Genomic DNA, 14902 nt, shown 5'->3' on the forward strand with positions numbered 1-14902 from the left:
TGGCCCGGTTTCTACCATGCGCAAACTCTTCGCCTTCGCCCCGCTTGGCGCCCTTTTGCTGGCAGCCTGTGCAACGACTGCTCCGACAGAGCAGGAACAGGCGGTCATCGATTCGATGAATGCCAATTCGATCGTCCCTGCCTCGGCCACCGAACGACAGGCGGTACGCAGTCAGGACGTGCTCACCCAGGCCGCCTTCTGGGCCGAAGCCCATGAGCTCAACCCGACAGACCTCGAGGCCGCGCTGGAACTCTCCCGCGCCTTGCGTCAGCTGGGCAATCATCAGCGCGCGGCCGAAGTTGCCCGCCAGACGCTGGCGCTCTATCCCGAGAATGCGGATCTCCTGCTGGCCCATGGCAGCGCCTTGGCGGCCGCCGGACGGGGTGCCGCGGGGGTCGAATCGCTGCGCCGTGCCAGCCAGCTCGAGCCCGGGCGCTGGGAGATCTTCAACGCGCTCGGTATCGCCCTGGAGCAGGCCGGCCAGAGCGACAGTGCCCGGACGGCCTTCCGCTCCGCGCTGAGCCTGTCACCGGGTCAGCCGTCCATCCTGTCCAATATCGCCATGTCCTATGTCACCAGTGGTGATCCGGACACCGCCGAGCGGATGCTGCGCGAAGCCATGATCCGCCCCGGTGCCGATGCAACCGTGCGACAGAACCTGGCCCTGGTGATTGCCTTGCAGGGACGGTTCGATGAAGCCGAAGAGATGGCCCGCATCGATGTGTCGCCGCAAATGGCCGAGGCCAACATGGCCTATATCCGGTCGATGCTGACCAGCCGACGCCGCTATGACGCGGTGCGCGAGAACTAGGACGCCGCCACAGGCCGCCCCTTGAGCAGGCCGAGTGCGGTGATCATAACTACCGCCGACAACGCGACCAGATTGATCGTCACACCGAGATAGCCGTTCATCTCCATGCCGATGAACGGATTGCCGACCAGCAGCAGCCAGTCGACCATCATCGCCAGGAAAAACCCGCCATAGGCGAAGGCTGACCATTTCGACCGCATCAGCAACAGCACGATGGCGATGATCGACGCGATCAGCGCGACGATGAAGACGCCCTCCTGAAGCATCGACATGCTGGCAACATAGCCATGCGCGTCAAAACCGAACCAGTCGGACGGCCAGGTCCCGGTCCGGACCAGCAATTCGAGCAGACCCCAGCGTCCGTAGGTGAAGGGCCCGTAGGCACACAGCAGCACTGTGCCCCAGTAGAGCGCGACCTCGCGCGTGATTTTCATCAGTCTGATCCGCCCGTGTTGTGCGTCGCCTCACCCCGCCCCGGTTGTACACCGGCGCCTGGCAGATGCCGAATAGCAATATTCAGCCGGCGTCGCTGGGCATCGGCGGTGGCGGCGGCGGTGGCGGAGGCGGCACGTCCTGCTCGTCCACGGCCTTGAGGGGAAAGTCCTTGCGCAGCAGCGGCGTGACCAGTGTGTGGTCAAAGCGGAAATCCTCGACCAGGGCCCGCATCTCGACCGGAGCCCGACCGTCCTTGCTGGCCTCGCTGCTGCGATAGAGCGCATACAGGCGCAGATAATTCTTGTCGTCACGCGACAGCGAGGTGTCGTCGAGACGGGAACAGACTGTGATCAGCTTTTGCAGCCCCGACTTTCGCTTGCCGGCCTTCAATTCGATCATCGCGCCGGCCAGGCCGACCTTCCAGCCCATGTCGACGAAATGGGTTTTCGGTGCCAGGGACAACGCCTTGCGCGCCGCGCCGGTATCGCCGGTGACCAGCACGCTCATGGCTTCACCCACAGCGGCATCTGCGCTGCGGATTTCCTCGCGGAGCTTTTCAGCTGTCTTGCGCCCGGAAAACATGGGCTGTGTCCACCTGTTCAACATGCTCGATACCATTCAAGTAACGCGCCAGAACGGATTCGTCACATGCTTTGGAAGCGGATGATAGCCGGGCCGAGGATGACCACGAACAAGACCGGCAGGAAGAAGATGATCATCGGCACGGTCAGCTTGGCCGGCAACGAGGCGGCTTTCTTCTCGGCGGCGGCCAGGCGCATGTCCCGATTTTCCTTGGCCATGACCCGCAACGCCTGACCCAGAGGGGTACCGTAGCGCTCGGCCTGGATCAAAGAGGTACAGACCGCCTTGACGCCAGGATGATTGGTTCGCTTGGCGAGGTTCTCATAGGCCACACGGCGGTCTTGCAAATAGGATAGCTCGGCGGTGGTCAGGGACAGTTCCTCTGCCAGTTCAATGGATTGCGAGCCGACCTCGCTGGACACCTTGTGGAAGGCGGCCTCGATCGACATGCCACTCTCGACACAGATCAAGAGCAGGTCCAGCCCGTCCGGGAATGCGCCCATGATCGACTGCTGACGCTTGGCAGCCAGATTGGAAAGGTAGAGGTTTGGCGCGTAATAGCCCAACAGGCCGAGCCCGAACGAGAAACAGACCCGGGTGATTTGCGGCAGGCCGAAATCATTGATCATGAAGACGTAGAACAAAGCCGCTCCGAACAGGAGAAAGGGCGACAGCAGGCGGAAGAAATAGAACGTCATCGCCGGCCGTTGCCCGCGCATGCCAGCCTGCGCCAGCTTCTCGTGCAGGGCCGGGTCTTCGAACGCTTTTTGCAGATCGAGCGCCTCGACCACCTTGCGCACCAGGCCCTTGGCCTCGGCACCCCGGATCGTTCCCTTGCCGGACATGGCGGCAGCATCCAGCGCCGCACGGTTCTTGCGGCGCAGCTCTTCGCGGCGGTTGTTGACCGACTTGATGCGCTTGTCGAGTTTGTCGGACCCGAGGCCCGGCGAGGTCAGGGTGACAATGGTCGCAAACACCAGGATGGCCGCGACCATGGCGATCAGGGAACCCGGATCGGTCAGGAAGTCGCGTATCTCGGTGAAGCCGATGCCGAACATGCCCGCCTCAGATCTTGAAGTTGATCATGCCGCGCATGACCATGATGCCGATGAACATCCATGTCAGCCCGCCCAGCAGCATCAACTGACCGGTCGGATGGGTGAACATCGAACCCATGTAGGACGGCGTGGTTGCATAGACGATACCCATCACGCCCGGCGGCAATGAGCCGATGATCGCGGCCGAGGACTTGGCCTCCGAGGACAGGGCGCCGATCTTCTCGCGCATCATTTTTCTCGACCGCAGCACCACCGACAGATTGCCCAACGTCTCGGCGAGATTGCCGCCGGTCTTTTGCTGGATAATCAGGACGGTGCGGAAGAAATTGAGCTCGGGCAGCGGCATGCGCTCACACATCCGGTCCAGCCCGTCTGGCAGCGCAACACCGACCGCGATGCCCTCGACCAGTTTCTCGAACTCGGTGCGGATCGGCTCGGGGCTCTCGACCGAGAGGATTTTCAGGCACTCATTAAGCGGCAGGCCCGATTTCACGCCGCGGGTGATCACGTCCAGCGCGTTGGCGAATTCGCCGGAGAATTTCTTCTGGCGACGTCCGCGCAGAAAGCCTAGCCACCAGCGTGGCAGACCCAGACCGCTGACCAGGCCGATCCCGCCCGTCACCAGCAGGCTCTGCCCCGTTATGAAGGCGATCAGCAGGCCGGCGACCGCCATGCCGGCTGACACCATCCAGAATACGGCCGGTGTGAAGGACATGCCGGCCTGCTGGATGCGGGCCTTTATCGACAGCGATCTCTTGCGCTGGTCGCGCTGGCGCTGTTCGAGATCCTTCAGCGATTCCTGGACCTGGCGCTTTCTCTGCGCCGCCTGGTCGAGCGCGGAGGTCTGACGGCGACCGCGATTGAGGCCACCGACACCGACAGCCCGGTTCATGCGCTTTTTCGATTGCGCGTCCCCGACGGCGCCAACAGCCACCCAGCCGACACCGCCCACTGCCATGAAGGCGGCGACGGCGGCGATGATGAAGGCCATGTCTCCATTCATCGCGATCAGGCCTCCGACGCGTCGAGCGCGTTGGCGAGCTCGCGTTCGAGGCCGAAATAGCGGGCGCGATCCCAGAATTTCGGTCGCGCGATACCGGTGGAGGCGTGCTGGCCGATGATCTTGCCGTGCTCGTCCTCACCCTTGATCTCGTAGAGGAAGAGGTCCTGGGTGACGATGACATCGCCCTCCATCCCCACGACTTCGGTGATGTGGGTGATCTTCCGCGAACCATCGCGCAGGCGCGCTGCCTGGATGATGACGTCGATCGATCCGACAATCATCTCGCGGATGGTCTTGGCGGGCAGGTTATAGCCCCCCATCGTGATCATCGACTCGATCCGGGACATGGCTTCGCGCGGCGAGTTGGCGTGCAGTGTGCCCATCGAGCCGTCATGGCCGGTATTCATGGCCTGCAGGAGGTCAAACGCCTCCGGGCCCCGCACCTCGCCGACAATGATCCGCTCGGGACGCATGCGCAGGCAGTTCTTCACCAGATCCCGCATGGTGACCATGCCGGACCCTTCCAGGTTCGGCGGCCGGGTCTCCAGTCGCACGACATGGGGCTGTTGCAGTTGCAGCTCGGCGGCGTCCTCACAGGTCACGACCCGCTCGTCTTCCTCGATAAAACCGGTCATGCAGTTCAGCAGCGTGGTCTTGCCCGAGCCGGTGCCGCCCGAAATCAGGACGTTACAGCGCGAGGCGCCGATGATGGACAGAACCTTGGCGCCCTCCGGCGTGATGGAGCCGAACTCCACCAGGTTCTGCATCTGCAGTTTGTCCTTTTTGAATTTCCGGATGGTCAGCGTCGGTCCGTCCAGCGCCAGCGGCGGCGCGATGACGTTGACGCGGGAGCCGTCCATCAGGCGCGCGTCACAAATCGGCGAGCTCTCATCAACCCGGCGGCCGACCTGGCTGACGATGCGCTGACAGATATTCATCAGCTGGGCATTGTCGCGGAAACGGATATTCGTTTCCTCGAGCTTGCCGTTGACCTCGATGAAGACCTTGTCGGCGCCATTGACCATGATGTCGGCGATGTCGTCGCGGGCCAGGAGCGGCTCCAGCGGACCAAAGCCGAGCACGTCGTTGCAGATGTCCTGGAGCAGTTGTTCCTGCTCCGCAATCGACATGGCGACGTTTTTGATCGAGATGATTTCGGTGACAATATCGCGGATTTCCTCGGCCGCGGTTTCATTGTCCAGACGCGCCAACTGACCCAGGTCGATGGTGTCGATCAAGGCGTTGAAGATCGTCGTCTTGATGGCGTAATATTCTTCGGACCGACCGCCGGGCTCGGCAGCCCGCACGGTGCGCTTGGCAGCCTTGGGTCCGGTATAGGCCCCGGGCGCCGGCTTCGCGACCGGCTTGGGGGCAGAGGTCGCCGGTTTGGCCGTCCCGCCCTTGGGGGCCGGCGCAGAAACCGCTTCCCGGCGCGGCGCAGGATCCGGACGCGCCTCGGCCTTTGGCGCAGCAGGCGGCGGCGTCAGCGGGGCGGTCGTGGGTGTCGGTCCTCCGGCACGCTTGCCGAACATGGGCTAACTAGCCTCCGAAAAGTTTCGCGATGAGTGAGCGTTTGGGTGGCGCTACCGGTGTCCGGCCGGAAACGAGACTGGCGAGGTGCGAAAAGCCCTCTGCGGCTTTCGACTTCGGATCGAGTTCGGTGATCATCTGGCCGTTATTGGCGGCCTTGCCGAACAATTGCGGTTCGAACGGCAAAACCAGCGTCGGAGGTGTCCCCAGCGCCTCGGCAAAATCCTTGATCGGAATCTCGGGACGCTTGGGCATGCCAGCCATGTTGATCACCACACGCGGCGGCTCGTCGTTCGGACGGGCACCGGAGACCAGGTCAAACAGGTTCTTCGCATTGCGCAAGGAAGCCAGGTCGGGCGAGACCGTTACCACCACCTGGTCGGCGGCCAGCAAGGTCTGCTTGACCCAGGGCGTCCAGATGTGTGGCAGGTCAAGTGCGACATAGGGCGCTTGCCGACGGACCTTTTCCAGCACGGTCTCATAGTCCTGGGGACCAAAGTCCCACTCGCGATCGAGTGTGGCCGGGGCCGAGAACAGGCTGAGCCGATCGGTGCAGCGGACCAGCAAGCGGTCAAGCAAGGCATCATCAAGCCGGTCCGGCTCGGCGAGCGCGTCACCGAGGGTCTGGGCCGGGTCCTGATTGAAATCGAGCCCGGCCGTACCGAAAGACAGGTCCAGATCGACCAGGACAGCATCCGACTGCATGCCCTCGGTCATGGCCCAAGCGCAGTTGTGCGCGATTGTCGACGAGCCGACCCCGCCCTTCGAGCCGACAAAGGCAATGGTCTTGCCGGCAAAGGGTTGTTCGGGATCGAGGAAGAGTTCGGAAATGGTGCGAATGACGTGCATCGGCGTCATCGGCGGCACCAGGTATTCACTGACACCGCGCTTCATCAGTTCGCGATAGAGGCTGATATCATTGGCGGCGCCGACGATGATCACCTTGGTTTCCGGGTCGCAGACCCCGGCCAGCTCCTCGAGCTGGTCGAACAGGCCACGGCCCCGCATGCCGCTTTCGATGATCAGCAGATTTGGCGTGGTCTCGTCATGATAGCGCTCGATGGCAGCCGGCAGTCCACCCAGCTCGACCGTCACATGAGCCTTGGCCAGGCGGCGGTCGCCGGCGGCGTTATGGATCAGGGCGCCGGTCTCCGGACGCTCACAGAACGCGCCGACGGAAATACGCGGAACCGGCTGGTCGGAGACATCATTGCCGACCTCGCCATAAAGGGTTTCACCGACCGTCAGGCTCGCGACTTCCTCTTGCAGGTCCTCGAATACCGGATCGATCACGCGCCCCTGGGGTTCCGGCGCCGGGGCAGTCGCCGGTGCCGGTTCGGGGTCCGCCAGAAAGGGATCAGCATCGCCGAAATCATCGCTGATATCATCGCTGATATCATCGGCCGGTGCCGCGTTGGTCGGGCGCCGGTCGAGTTCTTCACGGGTCGCTTCACCCAGCAACAAACGCTCGACATCGGCCGCGTCGAGGAACGGGTCATCACCGTCCAGGAAAGGGTCTTGCTTCATAGCGCGATTGGCATCTGACATGACGGGCCCTCCCTAGTTGCCGCTGCCGACGCGGGACACGGCACCACTCTCGTGATCGCTGCGTTCGCTGGCCGTGGACTGGCCTTCGCGATAACCGTCGATCACGGTCTGGCGGCGACCGGTATCGCCGGCCTCCAGGTCACGCGCCGCGACGAGGTCGCGCGGATCAGCGACCATGGCGGCCAGGTTGACAGCCATGGCGCAACCGAAATTGGCGTGATGCAGATTGTCGAATTCCAGCGCCATCTGGTCCCAGCTGCCATCGCACTCGGCCGGCGCCTCGGCGGCGTAGCGGGTGAAGGAGAAGATCAACTCGCCATTCTGGCGGCCGCGAGCGTCATAGGCGCCACCGGCGATGACCCGCCAGTCAATGCCCTGGTCGTAGAAGAAGGTGCGCGCTTCGGCGATGGCGCCGATGGCTGCGTCTTCATTGCCGGCACCCTGGGGATAGCTGATCACCAATGGTCCATGGCCGCGCGCCTTGTATTCATTGGCGACCGCAGCGAGCAGGCCCTGTTGCGCCCAGGTCAGACCGCTGTCACGCGGGTCGACCGCAAAAGCGGCACGATAGGTTTCCGACACGGCGCTGGCCTGCGGCAGCCCCAGGCCTGTCGGCGCGGTTGTCGCGCAGGCTCCGAGCGTCACAAGGCCGGCCAGTCCGATCAGGGCACCGATTGTTCTCTTGTAGGCCACCATCACCAACTCCACTACTCGAACAGGAAACCGACCGGGCCACTCCAGCCGCGCTCGCCCGTATCCGATCCGGGGACCGAATAGGCGCGATTGATGCGGCCAAAGAGCAAGCCCGAGGCTTCACTGGCATTACGGAAACCGTCCGCAGGCGTCTGCAACTGGTTCGGGTTCGTCGGGTCGACCAGATAGGGCGTCACCAACACGACCAGTTCGGTTTCCTGGTTTTCATAGTCCCGCGAGCGGAACAGCGAGCCCAGGACCGGCAGGTTCTGAACGCCGGGAACCCCGTCGAGGTTCTGGCGTGTTTCTTCCTGGATCAGGCCGGCCAGGACCAGGCTGCCGCCTGATGGCAGCTCCACCGTGGTCTCGGCGCGATTCACATTGAGCGCCGGAATCGTCAGGCCCGGGACCGTACCGATGACATTGCCGTCATCGTCGAGGACATTGTTGGACTGGAAGGTGAGCGAGCCCTGGCTCGTCAGCTCGGAGACTTCGGTGGAGATGCGCAAGGAGATGCGACCTTCCGACAGGACCACGGGCGTGAAGCCCAAGCCGACACCGAAGGGTTTGTATTCAATAATGATATTGCCGTCACGATCGCGTCCGACCGGAACCGGGAATTCACCGCCTGCCAGGAAGTTGGCGCTTTCACCGGTGATCGCGGTCAGGTTCGGCTCGGCCAGGGTGCGAACCAGTCCGACACGCTCCATGGCCTGCAGCATGGCGCTGACCGATTCGACGCCACCGGTATTGCCACTGACCCAGTCGAGCATGGCGCTGGTGCCGCCAAGAAAGCGACCGACCCGCGAGAAATCGGGATTGGTCGACACACCGAAGCCGAACTCGCCGGTTGTACCGGCGGTCGACAGGTTGACGCCCAGCTGGCGCACGATGGTGCGCTGCATTTCGACAATGCGAACCCGCAACATGACCTGCTCGCGAGCCTCGACGGTGATCATCGACAGGATGTTGTCGGGGTTCTCGACCCAGCGCTGGGCGATGCGCAAGGCGGCATCGGCGTCGGCGGCACTGGGTGCACGACCGGACAGAACGATATGGTCGTTCATGGCCTCGACCTCGACCCGCGCATTGGGCAGGAACCGATCAATGGACTCCTGAAGCGGCGACAGGTCGCGCTCGACCCGCAGGTCAAGGTCCAGGATCAACTGGCCATTGGCGTCGAAGAAGAAGGCATTCGTCTGACCGATGCCCATGCCCATGATGTAGGCGCGACGCGGCGTCCGCACGATGGCTTCAACCACCGCGGGATTGGTAACCAGGACATCGGCCACATCGACCGGCAGGTGCACCACGGCAGCCTTGGACAGAGGCAGGTCCAGCGTCTCCGAAACCGGACCGTTGCCCGGCTCGCGGATATAGACCTGCATGGTATTGCCACGTTCGGTCCCGGCCGGTTGCGCGGCAACAGGCGCGGCAACGGCCAGGCTGGCCAGCAGGAGCAGGGTGCGGATCATCATCTCGGTCCTCATTCGTCCCCGCCCAGTGCAACTTGCTGGGCACGGCCATAGCGGATCAGGGTGACGGAGCTGGAACGACGCTCCTGGTAGGACGGCGCCGGGGCCTCCGGCAGTTCACCACCGGACACCAGTACCGGCGCTCCGGTATTGTCGGTCAGACTGCGCAGAACGAGCGCGATCTCGCCGCGGGCAACCGCGACAGACACGGCCCGCGCCTGGTCCGGCGTGAGCTCGAGCGTGGCGGTTTCACCGACCACGACATCATCATCGGCGTCACTGGAGAAAGACTGGTCGATCGCCAGCACACGGGCGTTCTCGACAATCGTGCGGGCAACAAAGGCCCGACCGGCCCCACGACGGCCCTCGGACTCTTCCTCGAAGGAAACGATCACATCAACGCGGTCATTGGGCAGGATAAAGCCACCCGCCCCGGTTTCCGCGGAAATCGGGACAGCGACGGCCCGCATGCCGGGCGTCAGGACGGCAGCCATGAACCCGGCATCGCCGGGCTGTACCAGCCGGCGACCGGTGATCGGCTCACCCTGGCTGATCGGTGCTCTCACAACCGAGCCGGCGAAGTCGGCGATCGTCTGCCCGCGGTTCTCAACCACATAACCCGGTGCCAGCGCTTCGTCCGGCCAGGCCTGCCAGTAAAAATCAGCCGCACCGATTCGCTCGCCGATTTCGACGTCGCGGCGTGCAGCAAGGATGCGCACAGCCGGCCTCTGCTCGACCTCGACGACTTGCGCGGATTCGTTGCTGGACATGGCTTGGCGAACAAAAAATGCCACGGCAACCGCGGCCAAGGCGGCGGCAGCAAGAATGGCGATGCGGACGGCGTTCATCAGGCGTCTCGAACCTCTCAGGCACACGAATACGTATGCTAGGAGACGCTGAATTCCTCAAAGTCGCGTTAATGCTTCCGGGAGAATGCCGCCTAACCCGACCTTTTGTCAGGGCCACTAAAACGCGCATCAAATGCGTTTAAAATGCCGCCCAGAAGACGGTATTGGGCAGGCTCCAGAAAACACCCGCCGCGATGGCGATTCCGTAAGGAACCGGGGCATTTGCGCCAAGCGCGGTCCCCTCGACCCGGTCCGCCAGGGTCGGCAGTCGCGGTGCCAGCCAGCGCACCGCCAGGAGCAGGATCACCAATACCCCGCCGGCGAGCACGGTATGGATAAGAAATGCAAGGATTTCCGGCCAGCCAAACCAGAGTGCTGCCGCGGCGAACAGTTTGGCGTCGCCGCCGCCGATCCAGCCCGGTGCGAAAAGGGCGAAGCCGATCACCAGCGCGATGGCTCCACCCAGCAAATGATTGCCGGCCTCGCCCCAACCCAGGCCGGCCGCAAGTGCCGCGACCGGAAAGGTCAGGATGACCAACCCGCTCAGCCAGTTCGGTATGGTGAAACTGGTCGCGTCATAGAAGGCGGCGGCCAGCATCAGCCCGGCCAGGACCAGTATCGTGATCTGCATCAGCATGCGTGAAATCCCCGCTCATTCGTCGGGGCAGAGACTGACGTCGAAGACTTAATGAGCGGTTGGCAAAACGAAACGGGGCCGCTCCGATTGGAGCGACCCCGCCATTCGTGTCACATTTGACGGACGCTTAGAGCGCGCCGGCAACCGTGTTGAAGTTGTCGCTGACGCCCGTACCCAGGGCTGTCACGGCGCCGATAATGACAACGGCGATAAGGGCGGCAATCAGGCCGTACTCGATCGCGGTGGCGCCAGACTCGTCTTTGAAGAAGCGTGAAATCATTTTCATTGGTGTTACTCCCGTGTTTTTTTTCCCAACCATCAGGAGCCGATCCGTCCCGACCCCTCCTGAACGAGACCCAATAAACACGAGAAGGATTTCGACCGAGTAAAAATTCGTACTTAACAAAATCTATAAATGCGGCAACGTGCGCTATAGTTAATACTTGGATAATCACACCCCTCATTGAAGAACTCAAATTTTGGCAGCTACGTTTAGAAAAGATTCAGACGCGCGCGCGAGGATGGCCATCACATTTTTCACTCGCGGCTCGGAGCCCTGCCATGTTCAACCGGATTGCCACAGCCTTCACCCTGGCGATTGTTTGCGTCGCGTCTGCGGCGGCTCACGATCTCGCCGTTCCGGTCGAGCACGCCGAGGTGATCCGCTTGCCCGCCGAGGCATCTGCCATCGTGGTCGGCAATCCGTCCATCGCTGACGCCATGGTCCATGATGGTCGAACCCTCGTGGTGACCGGCCGCCTGCAGGGCCGTACCAATGTAATCGCGCTCGATCGCGTTGGTCGCATCATCTATGAACGCGACATTGTCGTCTCCAATCCGGTCGAAGGCCAGGTCGCCCTGTTCCGCGGCCCGAACCAGAGCACGCTGTCGTGCGGCGCGGTGTGCGACGAGATCCCGCGGGTCGGCGGTGATGCGACCCGAACCGAAGTCCTCACCGACCAGCAAGGCGCCCGCCTGGCGACCGTCGACGCCGCGATGGCCGGTGACGCACCACAATAAACGGCACCACACTCAACCGGGCCCGGGCATTGCGGGCACCTGAAGGGCACTCCGCCATGACCCCCGCGTCAGACACGGCATCCACGAACCGGCCTGCATCCCGCATCGCGCGCTTCGCGCGGGCGCAGTCCGGCGCGACCGCGGTCGAGTTCGCGATGATCGGCGCGCCGTTTTTCCTGCTGCTGTTCGCGATGATCGAAATTGCCGCCGTCTTCTTCACCAGCACAGTGCTGGAGAACGCCGTTCTGGAATCAGCGCGAAAGATCCGCACCGGCGAGGCCCAGACCGGTGGCATGTCCCAGGCCGGCTTTCGCCAGGAAGTCTGTTCGCTGATCGAAGCGGTCGCCAATTGCGACAATCTGGAGATCGACGTCCAGGTGTTTGAGGACTTCGACACTGTCGATCAGTCCAGCCCGATCCAGGAAGACGGAACCATCGATACCGACGAGTTTGGCTGGCAGCCCGGCGATGCCGGTGACATCGTGCTGGTCCGTGTCTTCTACCGCTGGTCCTTGATGACCCCGAATTTCGGTGGCGCCCTGTCCAACATGGAGCACAACCAGCGCCTGATCACCTCGGCGACGGTTTTCCGCAACGAGCCGTTCGATGACTGAATTCATCACCCGCTTCATACGCAGCGTCCTGCCCGACGCCCTTGGCCGCCTCTGCCGTGACCGGCGCGGTGTGTCTGCCGTGGAGTTCGCCTTGATCGCGCCCTTCATGATCCTGCTTTATCTGGGCTCGGTCGAGATCAGCCTTGCGCTGTCGATCGACCGCAAGATCACTTCGGTGTCCAGCGCCCTTGCCGACCTTGTGGCCCAGGACGACGTCGTCACCGATGACGAGATGCGTGACATCCTCAATGCCGGCTCGGTGATCGTTGCCCCGTTCGATCCGGTCCCGCTGGAGATCCGGATCACCTCCATCCTCATGGACGCGGCCGGCGAGGTCGAGGTTCAATGGTCGGACGCTGACGGCATGTCGCCCTATGCCGAAGGCAGTGCCCTGGCAGTCCCTGCCGGGGTCCTGCAGCCCAATCGCTCGGTGATCATGGTCGAGGTCGAGTATCGCTATGAGACCATGTTCGGCGAGCTGGGCGTCAATCACTTCGATATTTCCGAAATCTTCTACCTGCGGCCACGACGCTCGATCGTGGTGTCACGCAGCTAGCCGAACAGTGCGTTGATCCGGGCCGGCAGCTCGCCGGAGCCAAGGGTGCGTCCGTCCAGCTCGACAACCGGTACCGCGCCGAACGCGGCATTGGTGACAAATACCGCCTCGGCACCCTCCAGCACATCCAGTCCGAATGCCCCGGTCTCGACCGGCATCGAGTCCAGTATCTCGGCGCGCACCGTTCCGGCCAACACACCGCAGGCCGTCGCCGGCGTGTAGACCTCACCGCCGATCAGCCAGAACAGGTTGGCGCAATCGCAACCGGATACATTGCCGCGCGTGTCCAGCAACAAGGCCATGTCCGCGCCCTGCCCGCGCGCTTGCCGACGGGCCTGGATATTGTCCATGTAAGAGAGCGTCTTGTGACGCGCGGCCACACTCGCCGGCGAGCGCCGGATCTCGCTCAGCGCCAAGCGGATCGAAGCAGGAGGTTGCGACCGGGGCGCGGCAGTCAGGGTCAGCGACGGGACCAACCCGTCCGCCCGCTCCAACCCGCGCAATCCTGGCCCGGCGGTCAGGGTAAGGCGCACGATGGCGTCCTTCAGCGCATTGCGAGCCACCAGTTCTGCGACCAGCTTGGCAATGCTGTCGCTATCGCGTGGCCCCGGCAGGCCCAGCTCGGCGGCGCTACGGGTCAGTCTTGCCATGTGGCGATCCAGCCGGACGACCTTGCCCTTGATGACATGCATGGTCTCGAACAGCCCGTCGCCCAGAAGGACGCCGCGATCAGCCAGCGCCCAGCCGGTCTGGCCGGTTTCCAGCCAGTCCCCGTCCTTGAAGACAATGCCCGTCATCGCTCCTCAGCTCCCAATGCCCGCCGCAGGGCAGACACCTTGGTCAGTGTTTCCTCATACTCGGACACCGGATCGCTGTCGGCGACGATGCCGCCACCGGATCGCAGGCTTGCCCGCCAGCACCCGCCACCGGTCTCCCGGCGCAGGGCCGCGGTCCGGATCATGACGTTGAGGTCCATATCGCCGCTGTCGCAATCGATCCAGCCCAGCGCACCGCAATAGGCGCCGCGCGGCTCACCCTCGAGTTCGGAAATGATTTCCATCGCCCGCACCTTGGGTGCACCGGTGATCGAGCCGGGCGGGAAGCTGGCGGCCAGCAGGTCCAGGACATCATGGCCGTCGGCCAGATCGCCTTCGACCACCGAGACAAGATGATGGACATTGGCGTAGGTCTCGATGTCACACAGCACCGGCACCCGGACCGAGCCGGGACGGCAGACCCGCGACAGGTCATTGCGCATCAGATCGACGATCATCAGGTTCTCGGCCCGGTCCTTGGCGCTGGCGGACAGTTCCACCGCCAGTTGCCGGTCCTCGACCGGGTCGGCGGCCCGCCGCCGGGTGCCCTTGATTGGCCGCGCCTCGACCCGTCCGCCATCAACCCGCAAGAAGCGCTCGGGCGAATTGGTCAGTACGATCCGGTCGGGGTCCAGACACAGATAGGCAGCGTGCGGCGCCGGCGAATTGGCGCACAATCTCCGGAATACCTGCCACGGCGTCCCCGCCGGATCGAGGCAGACATCGAACGCCTGTGACAGGTTCACCTGGAACACATCACCAGCGTGCACATAATCGCGGGCCTTGCGGGCCGCTGCGAGATAAGTGTCCTGACTCCAGCGTGCCGACCAGCTGGCGGTTCCCGCCGCATCGATCGGATCGGTCGGGTCGGCGAGCGCCTCGATTGCGTCTGCCAGTTTTCCGGCTGCGTCCCGACAGCGCCCGCGTATGACGAGCGTGCCCGCCGCCTGGTCGAACTCGGCCCAGGCCGGATAATGCGCCATCGCGAGCGGTGGCCAACGCGGATCGAGATGCGGCAGGCGCTCGAAGGCGGCGGCCAGGTCGTATCCCAGCAGACCGGCCCACATGCCGCCCTCCTGCCGGGCGGCGGCCGCAAACCGGTCAAACCCGGCCCGACCCTCGCCGCTCAGGACATGGTCCGGGTCGACAAACATCCGGGCCCGTCGCTGCCGGCCATCATGCAGGAGCAGCGCCTGCGCCTGATCACTCCACGGGGCAAACACCGCGACCGGATCACGCCAGGCCAGGAAAATCTCGTGTCGAGAGACCGTCATCGG

17 protein-coding genes are annotated in these 14902 nt (G+C 63.6%); 4 read left to right on the forward strand and 13 right to left on the reverse strand.

Annotated elements, in window-relative coordinates:
- The first annotated feature begins 16 nt into the window (after positions 1-16).
- Positions 17-811 carry a tetratricopeptide repeat protein gene (locus tag VOI18_RS13660; RefSeq protein ID WP_323762971.1) on the forward strand — a complete coding sequence of 265 codons (795 nt, stop codon included), beginning with the start codon at positions 17-19 and terminating at the stop codon, positions 809-811.
- Here VOI18_RS13660 and VOI18_RS13665 read toward each other — a convergent pair.
- The 11 genes from VOI18_RS13665 to VOI18_RS13715 form a co-directional block, all read right to left on the reverse strand.
- Complete coding sequence (locus VOI18_RS13665) at positions 808-1245, reverse strand: hypothetical protein (protein ID WP_323762972.1); 438 nt, start codon at positions 1243-1245, stop codon at positions 808-810. The two genes, VOI18_RS13660 and VOI18_RS13665, sit on opposite strands and share 4 nt — an antisense overlap.
- A gap of 82 nt (positions 1246-1327) precedes the next feature.
- Positions 1328-1828, reverse strand: a complete 501-nt coding sequence (locus tag VOI18_RS13670; RefSeq protein ID WP_323762973.1) for a hypothetical protein — start codon at positions 1826-1828, stop codon at positions 1328-1330.
- A gap of 62 nt (positions 1829-1890) precedes the next feature.
- Entirely contained in the window at positions 1891-2886 is a 996-nt protein-coding gene (locus tag VOI18_RS13675; RefSeq protein WP_323762974.1) for a type II secretion system F family protein, read from the reverse strand.
- A gap of 7 nt (positions 2887-2893) precedes the next feature.
- Positions 2894-3889 (reverse strand): type II secretion system F family protein, encoded by a 996-nt coding sequence (locus tag VOI18_RS13680; protein ID WP_323762975.1) that lies wholly within the window; start codon positions 3887-3889, stop codon positions 2894-2896.
- A 5-nt stretch (positions 3890-3894) separates the two neighbouring features.
- The gene (locus VOI18_RS13685; protein WP_323762976.1) at positions 3895-5421 is read right to left on the reverse strand and encodes a CpaF family protein; all 1527 of its coding nucleotides are present in this window, start codon (positions 5419-5421) and stop codon (positions 3895-3897) included.
- 7 nt (positions 5422-5428) lie between these two features.
- Positions 5429-6967, reverse strand: a complete 1539-nt coding sequence (locus VOI18_RS13690) for an AAA family ATPase (RefSeq protein ID WP_323762977.1) — start codon at positions 6965-6967, stop codon at positions 5429-5431.
- Between the two features lie 12 nt (positions 6968-6979).
- Positions 6980-7663 (reverse strand): CpaD family pilus assembly protein, encoded by a 684-nt coding sequence (locus tag VOI18_RS13695; RefSeq protein WP_323762978.1) that lies wholly within the window; start codon positions 7661-7663, stop codon positions 6980-6982.
- Between the two features lie 11 nt (positions 7664-7674).
- Positions 7675-9138: a type II and III secretion system protein family protein gene (locus tag VOI18_RS13700; protein ID WP_323762979.1), complete on the reverse strand. Its 1464-nt coding sequence runs from the start codon at positions 9136-9138 to the stop codon at positions 7675-7677.
- A gap of 8 nt (positions 9139-9146) precedes the next feature.
- Positions 9147-9983, reverse strand: a complete 837-nt coding sequence (gene cpaB / locus VOI18_RS13705; protein ID WP_323762980.1) for a Flp pilus assembly protein CpaB — start codon at positions 9981-9983, stop codon at positions 9147-9149.
- Positions 9984-10122: 139 nt separating this feature from the next.
- Positions 10123-10620, reverse strand: coding sequence for an A24 family peptidase (locus VOI18_RS13710; protein ID WP_323762981.1), 498 nt, complete (start codon positions 10618-10620; stop codon positions 10123-10125).
- Between the two features lie 127 nt (positions 10621-10747).
- Positions 10748-10906, reverse strand: coding sequence for a Flp family type IVb pilin (locus VOI18_RS13715; RefSeq protein ID WP_011642356.1), 159 nt, complete (start codon positions 10904-10906; stop codon positions 10748-10750).
- Positions 10907-11181: 275 nt separating this feature from the next.
- On the opposite strand from VOI18_RS13715, the gene VOI18_RS13720 reads away from it, so the two are divergent.
- The 3 genes from VOI18_RS13720 to VOI18_RS13730 are packed head-to-tail and all read left to right on the forward strand — an operon-like array spanning position 11182 to position 12810.
- Positions 11182-11640 (forward strand): pilus assembly protein N-terminal domain-containing protein, encoded by a 459-nt coding sequence (locus VOI18_RS13720; RefSeq protein WP_323762982.1) that lies wholly within the window; start codon positions 11182-11184, stop codon positions 11638-11640.
- Positions 11641-11696: 56 nt separating this feature from the next.
- Entirely contained in the window at positions 11697-12254 is a 558-nt protein-coding gene (locus tag VOI18_RS13725; protein ID WP_323762983.1) for a TadE/TadG family type IV pilus assembly protein, read from the forward strand.
- Positions 12247-12810, forward strand: a complete 564-nt coding sequence (locus VOI18_RS13730; protein WP_323762984.1) for a TadE/TadG family type IV pilus assembly protein — start codon at positions 12247-12249, stop codon at positions 12808-12810. Before VOI18_RS13725 ends, VOI18_RS13730 begins: the two co-directional genes overlap by 8 nt.
- Here VOI18_RS13730 and VOI18_RS13735 read toward each other — a convergent pair.
- Both VOI18_RS13735 and pabB read right to left on the reverse strand, forming a co-directional pair.
- Entirely contained in the window at positions 12807-13607 is an 801-nt protein-coding gene (locus VOI18_RS13735) for an aminotransferase class IV (RefSeq protein ID WP_323762985.1), read from the reverse strand. The genes VOI18_RS13730 and VOI18_RS13735 overlap by 4 nt on opposite strands.
- Positions 13604-14899, reverse strand: coding sequence for an aminodeoxychorismate synthase component I (gene pabB, locus VOI18_RS13740; protein ID WP_323762986.1), 1296 nt, complete (start codon positions 14897-14899; stop codon positions 13604-13606). The genes VOI18_RS13735 and pabB overlap by 4 nt, the downstream gene beginning before the upstream one ends.
- Positions 14900-14902: the final 3 nt, after the last annotated feature.

This window comes from Maricaulis sp. (assembly GCF_034670125.1).
Lineage (GTDB): Bacteria > Pseudomonadota > Alphaproteobacteria > Caulobacterales > Maricaulaceae > Maricaulis.

Bases quoted from the DNA above. Each gene is read 5' to 3' on its own strand.
- cpaB (WP_323762980.1), bottom strand. From the start codon at position 9,983: ATGAACGCCGTCCGCATCGCCATTCTTGCTGCCGCCGCCTTGGCCGCG.
- VOI18_RS13675 (WP_323762974.1), bottom strand. From the start codon at position 2,886: ATGTTCGGCATCGGCTTCACCGAGATACGCGACTTCCTGACCGATCCG.
- VOI18_RS13730 (WP_323762984.1), top strand. From the start codon at position 12,247: ATGACTGAATTCATCACCCGCTTCATACGCAGCGTCCTGCCCGACGCC.
- VOI18_RS13670 (WP_323762973.1), bottom strand. From the start codon at position 1,828: ATGTTTTCCGGGCGCAAGACAGCTGAAAAGCTCCGCGAGGAAATCCGC.
- VOI18_RS13660 (WP_323762971.1), top strand. From the start codon at position 17: ATGCGCAAACTCTTCGCCTTCGCCCCGCTTGGCGCCCTTTTGCTGGCA.
- VOI18_RS13665 (WP_323762972.1), bottom strand. From the start codon at position 1,245: ATGAAAATCACGCGCGAGGTCGCGCTCTACTGGGGCACAGTGCTGCTG.
- pabB (WP_323762986.1), bottom strand. From the start codon at position 14,899: ATGACGGTCTCTCGACACGAGATTTTCCTGGCCTGGCGTGATCCGGTC.
- VOI18_RS13720 (WP_323762982.1), top strand. From the start codon at position 11,182: ATGTTCAACCGGATTGCCACAGCCTTCACCCTGGCGATTGTTTGCGTC.
- VOI18_RS13725 (WP_323762983.1), top strand. From the start codon at position 11,697: ATGACCCCCGCGTCAGACACGGCATCCACGAACCGGCCTGCATCCCGC.
- VOI18_RS13680 (WP_323762975.1), bottom strand. From the start codon at position 3,889: ATGAATGGAGACATGGCCTTCATCATCGCCGCCGTCGCCGCCTTCATG.
- VOI18_RS13715 (WP_011642356.1), bottom strand. From the start codon at position 10,906: ATGAAAATGATTTCACGCTTCTTCAAAGACGAGTCTGGCGCCACCGCG.
- VOI18_RS13735 (WP_323762985.1), bottom strand. From the start codon at position 13,607: ATGACGGGCATTGTCTTCAAGGACGGGGACTGGCTGGAAACCGGCCAG.
- VOI18_RS13710 (WP_323762981.1), bottom strand. From the start codon at position 10,620: ATGCTGATGCAGATCACGATACTGGTCCTGGCCGGGCTGATGCTGGCC.
- VOI18_RS13685 (WP_323762976.1), bottom strand. From the start codon at position 5,421: ATGTTCGGCAAGCGTGCCGGAGGACCGACACCCACGACCGCCCCGCTG.
- VOI18_RS13690 (WP_323762977.1), bottom strand. From the start codon at position 6,967: ATGTCAGATGCCAATCGCGCTATGAAGCAAGACCCTTTCCTGGACGGT.
- VOI18_RS13700 (WP_323762979.1), bottom strand. From the start codon at position 9,138: ATGATGATCCGCACCCTGCTCCTGCTGGCCAGCCTGGCCGTTGCCGCG.
- VOI18_RS13695 (WP_323762978.1), bottom strand. From the start codon at position 7,663: ATGGTGGCCTACAAGAGAACAATCGGTGCCCTGATCGGACTGGCCGGC.